General features: G+C 78.0%; 1 pseudogene. It reads left to right on the forward strand.

The features are described 5' to 3' along the window. Positions 1-363, forward strand: a pseudogene (locus ACFV0Q_RS27610) (shikimate dehydrogenase); the annotation flags it as partial.

The raw sequence follows: 363 nt of genomic DNA on the forward strand, positions 1-363 counted from the left end.
GCACAAGCGGGCGGTCATCCCGCTGCTGGACGCGGTCAGCGACACCGCCGCCTCCGTGGAGGCGGTCAACACGGTCGTCCTCACCCGGGACGGCCGCCGCCTCGGCGACAACACCGACATCCCCGGGATCGTCGCGGCCCTGCACGAGCGCGGCGTCGAGAAGGTGCCCGCCGCGGCGATCCTCGGGGCGGGGGCCACGGCTTCCTCGGCGCTGGCCGCCCTCGCGCGGATCTGCACCGGCGAGGTCACCGCGTACGTCCGCTCGTCCGCCCGCGCCGACGAGATGCGCGAGTGGGGCCGGCGGCTCGGCGTGCCCGTCCGGACGGCCGACTGGGCGGACGCGGCCGAGGGGCTGGCCGCCGC

It is taken from the genome of Streptomyces sp. NPDC059564 (genome assembly GCF_042735575.1).
Taxonomy (GTDB): domain Bacteria; phylum Actinomycetota; class Actinomycetes; order Streptomycetales; family Streptomycetaceae; genus Streptomyces.